Origin of the sequence: Pseudorhizobium banfieldiae, from assembly GCF_000967425.1 — a bacterium.
Classification (GTDB): Bacteria; Pseudomonadota; Alphaproteobacteria; order Rhizobiales; family Rhizobiaceae; genus Neorhizobium; species Neorhizobium banfieldiae.
The window spans coordinates 94,453-107,651 of the sequence record NZ_FO082821.1 but is presented as its reverse complement, the minus strand read 5'-3'; the positions used below and the strand labels follow the sequence as shown (position 1 = coordinate 107,651).

Below are 13,199 nucleotides of genomic sequence, written 5' to 3'. Positions count from 1 at the left end.
TGATGAACGAAAGGCAAGTCTTGGATGCGTTCGGCGCGCTCTCACAGCAGACCCGGCTCCAGGTCATTCGTAAATTGGTTATCGCCGGCCCGGGCGGATTGGCAGCGGGTACGATTGCCGAAGCCGTAAATGTGTCGCCCTCCAATATTTCCTTTCATCTTAAAGAACTAGAACATGCTGGCCTTATCAGTGCTCAGCGAGAGGCACGCTCCATTATCTACAGCGTGAATTTCGAGAGCCTCAACGGCCTCGCTCGTTTTTTGATGGAGAACTGTTGTTCGGAACAATCTGACGCCGGTTGCCCGGCCCCAGACCTTGCCGGGTCAGGTTCTTAGCCGCCCGTGAATTTCGAACGTTTCAATCCCACACGACGGAGTACCCCGATGGCCGATCTGCCAGCAGCCTCGCTTGATCTCATTCCCCAGCCCGACCTTGATGCGCTTAGTCCCGCTTATTCGCAGCACAAGCCGAGGATCCTGATCCTTTACGGATCGCTTCGTAAGATTTCGTTCAGTCGCCTTTTGGCAGAAGAAGCCGCGCGGCTTCTCGAGCACCTCGGATGCGAGGTGAAGATCTTCAATCCCGAGGGTCTGCCCCTTCCAGATGGCGCACCGGATACCGACCCAAAGGTTCAGGAATTGCGCGCGCTTTCCCTCTGGTCGGAAGGCCATGTCTGGGTCAGCCCCGAGCGGCACGGTGCGATGACGGGCATCCTGAAGGCGCAGATCGACTGGATCCCCCTCACCACCGGTTCCGTGCGACCGACGCAGGGCAAGACGCTGGCCGTCATGCAGGTCTCCGGCGGATCGCAATCCTTCAACGCGGTCAATCAGTTGCGCATTCTCGGCCGTTGGATGCGGATGATCACCATTCCGAACCAGTCGTCGGTCGCCAAAGCTTGGCAGGAGTTCGACACGGATGGCCGCATGAAGCCCTCGGCCTATTATGATCGCGTCGTCGATGTCTGCGAGGAACTGGTCAAGTTCACACTGCTGACCCGCGATGCCTCCGATTACCTGACAGACCGCTATAGCGAGCGCAAGGAAGAGGCTGCAAAGCTCGAACAGCGCGTGGATCTGAAGTCGATATGAGCGAGCGCCCGCCGATCGGTACTATCCTTGCGCTGGGCGTCACCCAGATCATCGGCTATGGATCCCTCTATTACAGCTTCAGCATCCTTGCACCCGATATGGCGCGAGACCTGAACTGGTCGACCGAGTGGATTTTCGCCGCACTTTCCGCGGCGCTTCTTCTGGGCGGCTTGACTGCGCCATGGCTCGGCCGGGCCATAGATCATTTTGGCGCAGGACGGGTGATGACCGCCGGCTCCGCGATTGCCGCGGCGGCGCTGATCGCCTGTGCCTATGCTCCGGGCAAGAGCGGCTTCGTCGCCGCCCTTATCGTGATCGAGATTGCTGCAAATCTCGTGCAATATGGCGCCGCCTTCGCGCTGCTGGTGCAGGCAAGCCCCCGCACCGCCCAGCGCAGCATCACCTATCTGACCCTGATCGCCGGCTTCGCCTCAACGATCTTCTGGCCCATCACCACGGCATTGCACGCCCATCTCTCATGGCAGAATGTCTACCTGGTGTTCGCCGCGCTCAATTTGTTCGTCTGCCTGCCTCTTCACGCCTGGCTGTCCTACGGCCTTGCCGAGGGCAGAGCGCAGAAACAGAACGGCACGGCGCAGATCGTCGAGGGAAGTCTCAGCCCAGACGTCCGGCAGTTCGGGTTCAAGCTGATGGTGGTCGGGTTCTCGCTGCAATCTCTCGTCAGTGCGGCGATCCTGGTGCATATGGTGCCGCTGTTGTCGGGTCTTGGCCTTGGGGCCACCGCCGCCATTGTCGGCACGCTATTTGGTCCGTCGCAGGTGCTGAGCCGGTTCGCCAACATGGTGCTCGGCGGCAGTCTTCCGCCGCTCGCTTTGGCAACGATTGCCGCCACATTGATCCCCGGGGGCGTACTGATCCTGACCCTCACCGCTCCGTCGGTGGCAGGAGCCATGGCTTTTGCCGTTGTCTTCGGTTTGGGCAGCGGTCTTTTCAGCATCGTCACCGGCACTTTGCCGCTGATGCTATTTGGCAGCGATGGCTACGGCAGGCTGCAAGGCAAGGTCATGGCCGCACGGTTGATCCTGTCGGCCACCGCGCCCTTTGCGCTGGCGTTTGCCATGGCTCATATCGGCACGCTGTGGTCGCTCACCATCACAACGGCGCTTGGCGCCTGTGCAATTGCGGCCTTCCTCGCGATTGCGCGATTAGAGCGCCGCCACAAGTCTCGGGATCATCTCGCGGGCCGTCCGGCCTGAACCCAGTAGCGTCGCGGAGGCAGCCCCGGTCCAGTTTCCATACCCGGCAAGCCAAAGGCGTGGCTGTTTGATCGAACGCCCGTCATCCACATCAACCCTGCCGTCCTCCGTGAGGACGCCGAGATCTTGGAGATGATGAAGCGCTGGGCGAAACCCGGTGCACCAGATGACGGCGTCGAGATCGCTTGTCGTCCCGTCCTGCCAGACGACGCCATCCCGATCAAAGCGTGAGAATGGCCGCACGGAACCCAACACGCCGCGATCCCGTGCGTCCCTGACCGGGGGAACCATGACAATATCGCCAAGACTGCCAATTTCTGGGCCACTCTCCCCGCCAAGCACCCGTGCGGTGGCGCGCTGAAATAGCACATGTCCGTCGACATCATCGGGAAGGAAAACCGGCGCTTGAGGCGTGACCCAGATGGTTTCGGCGACCTTTGATACTTCCGCCAATATCTGTGCGCCGGAATTCCCCCCACCAACAATGGCGACCCGCTGGCCGGTAAAGGCATCCGCATCCACATAGTGGGCCGAGTGAAGCTGGCGACCTTCAAATATCTCACGGCCCGGATAGTAAGGTACGAACGGATGGCCCCACGTGCCTGTCGTGCTCAAAACGCTACGGGCGCGCCATGTTTTTTCTTCACCGATTACCTCAAGCCCGTCATCGACGTTTCTGACGGACTGGACCACAACCGGTCTCTCAATCGGGAACTGATACCGCTCTTCGTAGCGCGTCAGATAGTCGATCACCTCATCTCTTGACGGGTAGGCCGCCTCGGTCTTCGCCGGCATCATCCATCCCGGCAGCGAACTGAAGGATGCCGGTGAAAACAGATGCAGCGAATTCCACGCATGCCGCCACGCGCCCCCCGGCCCCTCCCCGGCATCGAGCAGCACGAAGCTGACACCCGCCCGGCGCAGATAGTAGGCGGACGCCAGGCCAGCTTGCCCGGCGCCGATCACAACGACATCGTAGGTTTCGAGAGACACCAGTGTTCCTTTGGGATCGCTAGGCTGCCGGGCTTCCTGCCGATTTGGCAAAATACCTGCGGCCCATCCACAGTGCCATCTGCACCAAAAGGATCAACACAGGAACCTCGACGAGCGGGCCGATGACGGCTGCAAACGCGACCGGGGATGCCAGACCGAAGGCGGCAATGGCAACCGCGATGGCCAGCTCGAAATTGTTGCCGGCAGCCGTAAAGGCAACCGCTGTCGTGCGCGGATAATCCGTACCCACTGACCTCGCCATCCAGAAGCTGACAAGAAACATGATGAGGAAGTAGATCGTCAGCGGAATGGCGATCATCACGACATCACCCGGCAGGCGCACCACATCCCCGCCCTTCAGGCTGAACATGGCGACGATCGTGAACAGAAGGGCGGCCAGCGTCATCGGACCGATCTTCGGCAGAAACACGTTCTCGTACCAGTCCCTGCCCTTGCTCGCGGTCAGCAGGCGGCGCGACAAATATCCGGCGAGGAACGGAATACCGAGATAGATCAAAACCGCTTCCGCAATCGTCCAGAACGATACGTCGATAACGCTGCCTTCAAGGCCAAACAGCGGAGGCAGGAAGGACAGGAAGAACCAGGCATAGACGCTGAAAAACAGGATCTGGAAGATCGAATTGAAGGCAACCAGGCCAGCGACATACTGGTTGTCGCCCCGGGCAAGCTGGTTCCAGACGAGAACCATGGCAATGCAGCGGGCAAGACCGATCAGGATAAGACCGGTCATGTATTCCGGATAATCCCGCAGGAAGATCACCGCCAGCGCGAACATCAGCACCGGACCAATTATCCAGTTCTGCAGGAGAGAAATCGCCAGAACCCGCTTGTCGGCAAACACCTGTGGGAGTTCCTCAAAGCGCACTTTCGCCAGAGGCGGATACATCATCAGGATGAGGCCGATGGCGATCGGAATATTGGTGGTGCCGACGGACAGGCTGTCGAGCGCTGCAGGCAGGCCGGTAAAGACAGTACCGAGCAGCACGCCCAAGGCCATGGCGGCAAAAATCCAGACGGTCAGATAGCGGTCGAGGAACGACAGGCGCAGTGTTGGTTCTTCGGGACGCATTGGCGTTCTCCTTGGCAGATAGATATCGTCCGCAGCCTTGCCATGAAGGCTGCGGTCATACGCGTTCGGCTTCTATTGACTTGCGTCAGACGACGCGACGACCGGTCTGGTCGACGACGACCTCGCCATCCTCTTTGGTAAACGCAGCCTGCTGGCCGGCCGGCAGAATATCCAACACCGCTTCCGATGGGCGGCACAGCTTGACGCCGACAGGTGTGACGACGATCGGGCGGTTGATCAGGATGGGGTGGTCCATCATGGCATCGACCAGTTGCTCATCGGACAAGGATGTGTCGCCCAGACCGAGGTCGGAAAACGGCGTTCCCTTTTCGCGAAGAAGGTCGCGCGCGGAAATTCCCATCCGCTCGATCAACTCCTTAAGCAGCGCGCGCGAAGGCGGGGTTTTCAGATACTCGACCACATGGGGTTCGATGCCGGCGTTGCGGATCATCGCAAGCGTGTTGCGCGAGGTCCCGCAGTCCGGGTTGTGGTAGATGACGATATCGACGGGGTTGGTCATGCGACGTCGGGCCTTTTGTTTGACTGGAGAAAAAGTATGGAGGTCGAGGGCCGACGCGTTAACGGCGCGCGTTTCTTCACGTCGGCCGTTATCCGTCATCTGGCTCTAGTGGCTCGCTTCACGAACACCGGTGGTTCCTTCCATCGCGCCAATCTGCCGGAGCCGTGTTTGCAGCGCCAACCGATCGATCGATTCAAGTGGCAGGCTCAGGAATGCCGTAATACGGTTCTTCAAGAACCGCGCCGCCTGCGCGAATGCCCGCTGAATTTCGACTTCGGATCCGTTGACGGATGCGGGATCCTCGACGCCCCAGTGCGCTGTCATGGGGTGGCCGATCCACACCGGGCAGGCTTCACCCGCGGCACTGTCACAAACGGTGAAGATGAAATCCATCTGCGGCGCCCCCGGCTCGGCGAACACGTCCCAGCTCTTGGACGAGAAGCCTGTTGTAGCGTAGCCGAGCGCCGCGAGTTCTTTGAGCGCTTGCGGGTTGACGTCACCCTTGGGGTGGCTTCCGGCCGAATAGGCCGTGAAACGGCCGCCGCCTTCCTTGTTGAGGATCGCTTCGGCAAGAATGGAGCGTGCGGAATTACCCGTGCACAGGAAGAGCACGTTATAGGTCTTTTCGGTCATGTCAGTGATCCGGAGTTAGGTTGGCAGTCGGATAAGCGTCATGAGGGTTGTCGAGCGCGCATTCATGCCGGACTTTCCTCAACGGTTGGGACACAGCAGGGTGTCAGTTCGGCGATGAGTGGCGCACACAGTTCCGCCGAACCACCGCAGCAGTCCTTCAGGAGAAACAGCGTCATGTCACGCAGCTGTTCAAGCTCCGCACGATACATGATGATCCTGCTATGCCGCTGCGAGGATACAAGCCCTGCCCGCGACAGAATGTTCAAATGCGCCGACATGGTATTTTGCGGCACCACGAGCGTGCGCGCTATATCGCCGGCCGGCAGCCCTTCCGGCGCATGCTTGACAAGCAACCGAAACGTTTCGAGACGGGTTGGTTGAGCGAGCGCTGCAAGAGCGAGAATAGCTTGTTCCTGTTCCATATATCCAGATTACTGGAATTGTGGACGAAGTCAACACGTTTGTTTGATCGAGCCGTGCAATCCGCAACCACACCATCAGGAGTGGGCGCGCCTCAGATCTTCAAAAAGGAACTTTGCGAATTCGCGCACATGTTCTTTTTCTTCGGCCGACTTCTTGGAAGCGTAGTAGAAGAGCGGACGGGTGAGTGGCTGGTAGGTGCCGTCGGTGGCTGTCTTGATGGACGGCGCCACGCATGAACCATCGGCCTGCTTGATCTCAACAGCCTTTACCTTGCCGGCGTTTTCAGTCAGGTAGGCAAGACCGAGAAAGCCGATTGCATTCTTGTCGCCACCGACTCCCTGGATCGTGATGTTGTCGTCTTCGGTCGCGGTATAGTCGCCGCGGCTGGCATGCTCTTTGCCGTTGATGGCGAAGGTGTAGTAGTCATAGGTTCCAGAATCTGTGCCAGCGCCGAAAAGGCCAAGCTTGGCGTCCGGGAATTCACCACGAATCTGGTTCCAGTTCGTAACCTTGCCCTGTGCTTCAGGCTCCCAGATCTTCTTCAGCTCCGCGACCGTCATGCAGGCCGCCCAGTTGTTCGCCGGGTTCACGATCGTGGCGAGAGCATCGATTGCGACAGGCAGTTCGATGAATTCGATTTTGTTCTGCTTGCAGAGCTCGATTTCGTCAGACTTGATCGGGCGCGAAGCACCGGTGATGTCGGTTTCGCCGCGGCAGAATTTCTTGAAGCCGCCACCCGTGCCGGAAGAACCAACCGTCACCAGGGTCTTGCCTGCCTGGGCTTTCTGAAACTCTTCAGCCATGGCTTCGGAAATCGGGAATACGGTGCTCGAGCCATCGATCAGCACGGTCGGTGCCTGCTGCGCGAAGGAAGGCGCGACGAGAACACCAAGTGCCAGGATGCCAGCTGCGGAAGAAGCGAAGGCGGCGCGCGCCGCGCGAAAGTTTTTCGTTTTGTGTGTCATGACGACCCTCTCTGAATTCAGAAAAGCTGAACGCGACATCCGCGAACGCAGGGTGGTCATAGTATTGTTCGATGACAGTTTTATGTCAACCAAGTATAGAATGGCGTATCCGGATAAATTGATATTTGCTTTGGTAATTTATTACTTGGATTATCGTCATTTGTACGCAATTATTGTTTTGAATGTTGTCTCGACGTGGGCGGTCAGCACGGCGCTCGCTGACAGGCGAGATCAGCAGGATACCCGAAAGGCGGCAGCAATGCAATCACAATTCCAGATTTCTGGATATTTAGTGATTGTCACAAAACTGAAGCGCAACTGTAATAAATCGCTCGGCAGCCGCGTAATTGAGGAGCCAAGTCGATGTCCCCAAAGGTCATGATCGTCGAAGATGAAGAAGCGCTGAGCGTTCTCCTCCGCTACAATCTCGAGGCAGAAGGATATCTGGTAGACACTATCGGCCACGGCGAAGAGGCTGACATCGTCTTGCAGGAGAGCGTGCCTGATCTGCTGATCCTGGACTGGATGCTTCCGGGTGTATCCGGGATAGAACTCTGCCGTCGCCTGCGCGCCCGACCGAACACTGAGCGCCTCCCTGTCATTATGTTGACAGCGCGGGGGGAAGAAACCGAGCGAGTGCGCGGATTGGCGACAGGTGCCGATGATTATCTTGTAAAGCCGTTCTCTACCCCTGAACTTATGGCGAGGGTGCGAGCGCTGCTGAGGCGTTCCAGCCCGGCGCTGTTGTCGTCTGTCTTGCGCTATGCAGACATAGAGCTCGACCGGGAGGGCCACCGCGTTCATCGTGAGCGTCGGGAAGCCAAACTCGGGCCGACTGAGTTCCGTCTCCTCGACTTTCTGATGAGATCACCCGGGCGCGTCTTTTCCCGAGCACAACTCCTTGACGGCGTGTGGGGACACGATCTCTATGTTGATGAACGAACGGTCGACGTCCATGTTGGTCGGCTTAGAAAAGCCCTCAACTTCTCCAACAAACCCGATCTGATCCGGACCGTTAGAGGTGCTGGCTACTCCATGGATACGGGTATGACGTAAGATTTCTTTCGCCACCGTCCTTGTAATACGTCTTTCCCAATGTTGGGTCGATGATGTGATAATTTATTTCTCAGATTAAGGGATCGGAGAGAGCGGATTCAAGTTCCGCAGACCGACGTAGCGGTCAGGATACCAGTCTTATTGCAGCTAGAGCATTCCTATCACGTCATATGCAATCTCGGTTCTATTTCACCGTTTGGCGCGAGAATGCTAACCTCTCAAGCACTTCCGTGGTCGAAAGGACGAGGCCCGGGAGCAACATCCTAGCCGACCGATCTCCATGTCACTTGACACTGATCAAGGACACGAAGGGAGAGCGTGTCATCACTGGCCCACTTAAACCCGAATGCCCCCGAATACGGAAGTATGCGGAAAGGTTGATGCGGTTTCACAGGGGTACACTATGTCGAACACCTTCGGTTGGCTGAACGACCAACTTCTTCGGATGCAATGGCTGTCCGATTTGGTCTCTTACCTCTTGCACGATCTGGCGGGCCTCGATCTCAATAGCCGCGTCGGGGCCAGCGTGCATTTCTTTATCTACGATGTGGTCAAGATTTTCATTCTTCTGTCGGTGCTGATCTTTTTGATCTCCTGGGTTCAGAGCCACTTCCCGCCGGAACGGACCCGTCGAATTCTCGGCCGCTACAATGGCTTCGGCGCGAATATCCTTGGCGCGCTGCTGGGCACCATCACGCCATTCTGTTCCTGCTCGTCCATTCCGCTGTTCATTGGCTTCACCGCCGCCGGCCTGCCTCTGGGCGTAACCTTCTCGTTTCTCATCTCGTCGCCGCTGGTCGATCTCGCGTCGGTGATCATGCTCGCCAGCATCTTCAACTGGTCGATCGCGTTGGCCTATGTCGTGGTCGGGCTGGTGCTCGCCGTCGTCGGTGGCACCCTCATCGGCCGTGCTGGCATGGCCAATCAGGTCGAAAGCTTCGTCTATCAGATGCCGAGCATCGAACTCGAAGCCCAGACTATGTCGCGACGGGACCGGGCGATCTTTTCGCGCGACCAGGTTCTCGACATCGTCAAGCGGGTCTGGCCCTACATCCTGATCGGCGTCGGCATCGGCGCGGTGATCCACAACTGGCTGCCGGAGGATGTCATCACCAGCGTGCTCGGGCAGGACAAATGGTGGTCGGTTCCCGCCGCTACAGTGATCGGCATACCCATGTATGCCGACATCTTCGGAACCCTGCCGATCGCCGAAGCCCTGGTCGGCAAGGGCGTCGGCCTCGGCACCGCGCTCGCCTTTATGATGGCGGTCACGGCGCTGTCGCTGCCATCGCTGATCATGCTCAAGCGGGTGATCAAGATGCCGCTGCTGATCTTGTTCACCGCAATCGTCACCGTCGGCATCCTGCTGATCGGCTTTCTGTTCAATAGCATCGCTTACCTGTTCGTTTGAGGGCCTTTCCGCCCTCGGTCATCAACGCAAGGAGACTCGCAATGGAAATCAAGGTTCTCGGACCCGGCTGCGCCAAGTGCAAGGCGACAGTCGACATTCTGGAAAAGGTGGCGAAGGCCAAAGGAGCCAATGTCACTATCTCCAAGGTGGAAGATATCAGGGAGATCGTCAGCTATGGCGTCATGTCTACGCCCGGCGTGGTGGTGGACGGAAAGGTCGTGCATTACGGCTCTGTCCCGACCGGCGACAAGGTGGAGGCCTGGCTGAAATGAACGAGACCGTGAAGAAGGAGCTGGCCGAGGCCAGCGAAGTCTGCCCGACCACGACCCGCGGGCTGTTGGCCAAGGGCGCGCTTCTGGTCGATGTCCGCGAACAGAACGAAGTGGATCAAGTTGCCTTCGCCGATTGCGAGGTCCTGCACATTCCGATGAGCGAGTTCGAGCAGCGTTGGCGTGAAGTGCCCCGCGATCGCGAAGTTATCGTCGCCTGCGCTGTGGGAGCGCGAAGCCTCAAGGCGACCTACTATCTCATGTACCAGGGCTATGGGCATGTGGCGAACATGAAGCATGGCATGGCCCGCTGGCTCGAACGCGGTTTCCCGGTCAGCGGCGATGTGTCCGAGCAGCCGGTAAAGGCTGGCTCCGCATGTGGCTGCGGTGACGAAGGCAGCCAGTCTGCCGGGTCCTGTTGCTCGGACAAACCGACTGATCCGAAGTCAGAATCCGGCTGCGGCGCGAGCAATGCTGCCGGATCATGCTGCTGACAGTTCTTGCCCATGCGAGAAAACTGGTGACGTCGTCGATCGGCGCGTTTGAAGGAAGACCCTCATGCTTGAATACAAGGTGGCGGCGCGCCGCATCGACAGCCATGGGGCGGAAGCCTCGACGAAAGAGGCTCGGATCGTTCTCGATACCGACCTGGCAGGCAGGCCGGATGCCTTCAATCCGGCCGAACTGTTGCTGGCGTCCGTCGCCGCCTGCATGATCAAGGGTATCGAGCGCGTGACGCCGATGCTCGGATTCGATCTTCGGGGCGTCGAGGTCGCGCTGCATGGCATCCGGCAGGACAGTCCGCCCAAGATGGTTTCGATCACCTACGCGTTGATCGTCGACACTGACGAGACCGACCAGCGGCTCGACCTGCTGCACAAGAATGTCCGAAAGTATGGGACGATCTCCAACACCATCGCGGAAGCCACGAATCTTCAAGGAACAATCCGTCGAAAAGCGTGAAGTGGTCTCGTGGCCCCTCTTGGCGAAATGTCCTCTGGAATGAAAGACCTCACGCCAATGGCGACCTTGGATGCAAGCAAACTGCAACTCGACCTCCCGATCCTTCTTCCCAACATACCTGACGAACAGGACGCTTGTGTCGGCCGACTGGTCGCGGACCTGACGGGTCGCGAAGGACTGGCGAAGGTGCATGTTCTGGCTGCTACCGCAGACCAACCCGCCAAACTGTGCATCCATTACGATCCCGCGATCATCAGCCTCGCCAGGATCACAGAGATCGCCCAGAGTTCCGGTGCCCGGCTGACCGAACAGTTTGGCCATGTGCTTTGGGAGGTGAATGGTCTGCAGAATGCAAGCCGCGCCCGCACGGTCACGGAATATCTGCAGCAGATGCCGGGTGTTCTGGAAGCCGTGGCCAATGTTGCCGGTCCGGTGCGCATCGAGTTCGACAGGGGCGTGACGTCTGAAGCTGCCCTCCGCGCGGCCCTCGAAGACCTGGGCGTCATCTTTCCTGCGACCGAGCCGTCAGTGGCTCCTGAGCATGCCGACGGGGGTGAGGAACACGATCACGAGCATGGCGGTATCTTAGGCCGCAACACAGAGCTGATCTTTGCCTTTATCTGCGGCGGGCTTCTGGCGGCGGGTTTTGCGTCATCGTTCCTTTTGTCTATCCCCGCATGGGTTCCCCTTCTCCTCTATGTGGCCGCCTACGGCTTTGGCGGCTATTACCTGCTGCGCGAAGCCATCGAAACATTGCTTCTCGGTCGTTTCGAGATCGATTTCCTGATGCTGGTTGCGGCGGCGGGCGCGGCGGTGCTCGGCGAATGGGCCGAGGGAGCCCTTCTGCTCTTCCTCTTTAGCATCGGACACGGATTGGAGCACTATGCGATGGGTCGTGCGCGGCGTGCCATTGCCGCACTTGCCGACCTCACGCCCCCGACCGCCGAGGTCAGGCGGAACGGCGGTCTCAGCGAAGTGCCCGTGGCCGAACTGGTCGTCGGCGATATCGTCGTCGTCCGACCGAATTCGCGCATCCCGTCCGATGGCTTTGTGACCCTCGGGACAAGCAGCGTCGACCAGGCCCCCGTAACGGGCGAGAGCGTTCCGGTCGACAAGATGGCGGTGAGCGATGCAGCCGCGGCCGCATCGATGGCGAGCGAACTTGCCGCAGAGTTCCGGGTCTATGCCGGCACGATCAATGGCGGCGGGGCCCTCGAAATTCATGTCACAAAGCTGGCCAAGGACAGCACGCTTGCCCGCCTAGTCCAAATGGTCGGCGAGGCCGAGACCCAGAAATCACCGACACAGCATTTTACTGACCGCTTCGAACGCATCTTCGTCCCGGTGGTCTTGATCTCGGTTGGTCTCCTGCTCTTCGCGTGGCTGGTGATCGACGAACCCTTCAGTGCCAGCTTCTACCGCGCGATGGCGGTTCTGGTGGCTGCGAGCCCCTGCGCACTCGCCATTTCCACGCCGAGCGCCGTGCTGGCGGGGGTTGCGAGAGCGGCGCGCGGCGGGGTCTTGGTGAAAGGCGGCGGCCCACTTGAGAACTTGGGCACGCTCGGTGCCATCGCTTTTGACAAGACCGGGACGCTGACCGAGGGCAAGCCGCGGATATCAGACGTTGTTCCGGCTTCAGGCGTTCTCGAAAAGGAACTGCTTGAAGTCGCCGTTGCCGTCGAGGCGCTCAGCGATCATCCCCTAGCAGCGGCTGTGGCCCGCGATGGAACCCAGGGGCTTTTAGACAACGCACCAGTGGCTCCGGCCGAAAACCTTCAAAGCATCACCGGACGTGGCCTTGTTGCCGAGATCGCAGGTGACAAGGTCTATGTCGGCAAGGCTGCCCTCTTTGCCGAGATCGATGGTCCACCCATCCCCGAGCTTGTGGCGGCAAATGTCAAAGACCTCGAGAACCAGGGACGGACCACGATGATTGTTCGGAGAGGCGATCGCTATCTCGGGGTCATCGGCCTAATGGATACGCCGCGTGCCTCGGCATCTGGCGTGATCGCAAGCCTGCGCGCGCTTGGCATCACCCGGATGGTGATGATCTCCGGCGACAATAGCCGCGTCGCCGAAGCCGTCGCAAAGGAGGTCGGACTGGATCAGGCCATGGGTGACCTGATGCCCGAGGACAAGGTAGCGACGATCAAGCAGATGCGGTCCGAACAACCGGTTGCCATGGTCGGCGACGGTGTCAATGATGCACCAGCCATGGCCAACGCCACCGTCGGCATCGCCATGGGTGCCGCGGGCTCCGACGTCGCGCTCGAGACCGCCGACGTGGCGCTGATGGGCGACGCATTGGAGCGGCTGCCGTTCGTCATCGGCCTCAGCCGCAGGACAAGCCGGACGATCAAGCAGAACCTGTGGATCAGCCTTGGCATGGTCGCCATCCTGGTTCCCGCGACACTGCTCGGGCTACAGCTTGGCGCGGCGGTTCTCTTCCACGAAGGCTCCACGGTCCTCGTCGTGATCAATGCCTTGCGGCTGCTCGCCTATCCGGATCGGAGCGAACAACAGGTGCTGGCCCTGACTGCAAGGCAGAACTTGGCAGCGGCATAGCGT

General features: G+C 59.4%; 15 protein-coding genes. 9 read left to right on the top strand and 6 right to left on the bottom strand.

Annotated elements, in window-relative coordinates; translation table 11 throughout:
• The first annotated feature begins 2 nt into the window (after window positions 1-2).
• The 3 genes from NT26_RS20990 to arsK are packed head-to-tail and all read left to right on the top strand — an operon-like array spanning window position 3 to window position 2,308.
• Entirely contained in the window at window positions 3-335 is a 333-nt protein-coding gene (locus NT26_RS20990) for an ArsR/SmtB family transcription factor (protein ID WP_052642611.1), read from the top strand.
• A 48-nt stretch (window positions 336-383) separates the two neighbouring features.
• Window positions 384-1,091, top strand: coding sequence for an arsenical resistance protein ArsH (arsH, locus tag NT26_RS20985; RefSeq protein ID WP_052642609.1), 708 nt, complete (start codon window positions 384-386; stop codon window positions 1,089-1,091).
• On the top strand, window positions 1,088-2,308 hold the full coding sequence (gene arsK / locus NT26_RS20980) for an arsenite efflux MFS transporter ArsK (RefSeq protein ID WP_052642607.1): 1,221 nt from the start codon (window positions 1,088-1,090) through the stop codon (window positions 2,306-2,308). The genes arsH and arsK overlap by 4 nt, the downstream gene beginning before the upstream one ends.
• On the opposite strand, the gene NT26_RS20975 is transcribed toward arsK, so the two are convergent.
• The 6 genes from NT26_RS20975 to NT26_RS20950 all read right to left on the bottom strand — a co-directional run bounded on the left by NT26_RS20975 (window position 2,258) and on the right by NT26_RS20950 (window position 6,992).
• Window positions 2,258-3,301, bottom strand: a complete 1,044-nt coding sequence (locus NT26_RS20975; protein WP_052642605.1) for an ArsO family NAD(P)H-dependent flavin-containing monooxygenase — start codon at window positions 3,299-3,301, stop codon at window positions 2,258-2,260. The two genes, arsK and NT26_RS20975, sit on opposite strands and share 51 nt — an antisense overlap.
• A gap of 19 nt (window positions 3,302-3,320) precedes the next feature.
• On the bottom strand, window positions 3,321-4,391 hold the full coding sequence (arsB, locus tag NT26_RS20970) for an ACR3 family arsenite efflux transporter (protein ID WP_052642603.1): 1,071 nt from the start codon (window positions 4,389-4,391) through the stop codon (window positions 3,321-3,323).
• 85 nt (window positions 4,392-4,476) lie between these two features.
• The gene (arsC, locus tag NT26_RS20965) at window positions 4,477-4,911 is read right to left on the bottom strand and encodes an arsenate reductase (glutaredoxin) (RefSeq protein ID WP_052642602.1); all 435 of its coding nucleotides are present in this window, start codon (window positions 4,909-4,911) and stop codon (window positions 4,477-4,479) included.
• A gap of 105 nt (window positions 4,912-5,016) precedes the next feature.
• Window positions 5,017-5,544, bottom strand: a complete 528-nt coding sequence (locus NT26_RS20960) for an arsenate reductase ArsC (protein ID WP_052642600.1) — start codon at window positions 5,542-5,544, stop codon at window positions 5,017-5,019.
• A 62-nt stretch (window positions 5,545-5,606) separates the two neighbouring features.
• Window positions 5,607-5,966, bottom strand: a complete 360-nt coding sequence (locus NT26_RS20955; protein ID WP_052642598.1) for an ArsR/SmtB family transcription factor — start codon at window positions 5,964-5,966, stop codon at window positions 5,607-5,609.
• A gap of 75 nt (window positions 5,967-6,041) precedes the next feature.
• Window positions 6,042-6,992: a PstS family phosphate ABC transporter substrate-binding protein gene (locus NT26_RS20950; RefSeq protein ID WP_425287750.1), complete on the bottom strand. Its 951-nt coding sequence runs from the start codon at window positions 6,990-6,992 to the stop codon at window positions 6,042-6,044.
• 303 nt (window positions 6,993-7,295) lie between these two features.
• Between NT26_RS20950 and phoB the strand changes: the two genes are divergently transcribed.
• From phoB to NT26_RS20920, 6 genes are all read left to right on the top strand, one after another.
• A complete protein-coding gene (gene phoB, locus NT26_RS20945) occupies window positions 7,296-7,988 on the top strand; it encodes a phosphate regulon transcriptional regulator PhoB (protein WP_052642596.1) in 693 nt (230 codons plus the stop codon).
• A gap of 403 nt (window positions 7,989-8,391) precedes the next feature.
• Complete coding sequence (locus NT26_RS20940; protein WP_052642594.1) at window positions 8,392-9,399, top strand: permease; 1,008 nt, start codon at window positions 8,392-8,394, stop codon at window positions 9,397-9,399.
• Between the two features lie 41 nt (window positions 9,400-9,440).
• Window positions 9,441-9,671, top strand: coding sequence for a thioredoxin family protein (locus tag NT26_RS20935; RefSeq protein WP_052642593.1), 231 nt, complete (start codon window positions 9,441-9,443; stop codon window positions 9,669-9,671).
• A complete protein-coding gene (locus NT26_RS20930) occupies window positions 9,668-10,162 on the top strand; it encodes a rhodanese-like domain-containing protein (protein WP_152338816.1) in 495 nt (164 codons plus the stop codon). The genes NT26_RS20935 and NT26_RS20930 overlap by 4 nt, the downstream gene beginning before the upstream one ends.
• Before the next feature lie 64 nt (window positions 10,163-10,226).
• Window positions 10,227-10,631, top strand: coding sequence for an OsmC family protein (locus NT26_RS20925; RefSeq protein WP_052642591.1), 405 nt, complete (start codon window positions 10,227-10,229; stop codon window positions 10,629-10,631).
• A 57-nt stretch (window positions 10,632-10,688) separates the two neighbouring features.
• A complete protein-coding gene (locus NT26_RS20920) occupies window positions 10,689-13,196 on the top strand; it encodes a heavy metal translocating P-type ATPase (protein WP_052642589.1) in 2,508 nt (835 codons plus the stop codon).
• Window positions 13,197-13,199: the final 3 nt, after the last annotated feature.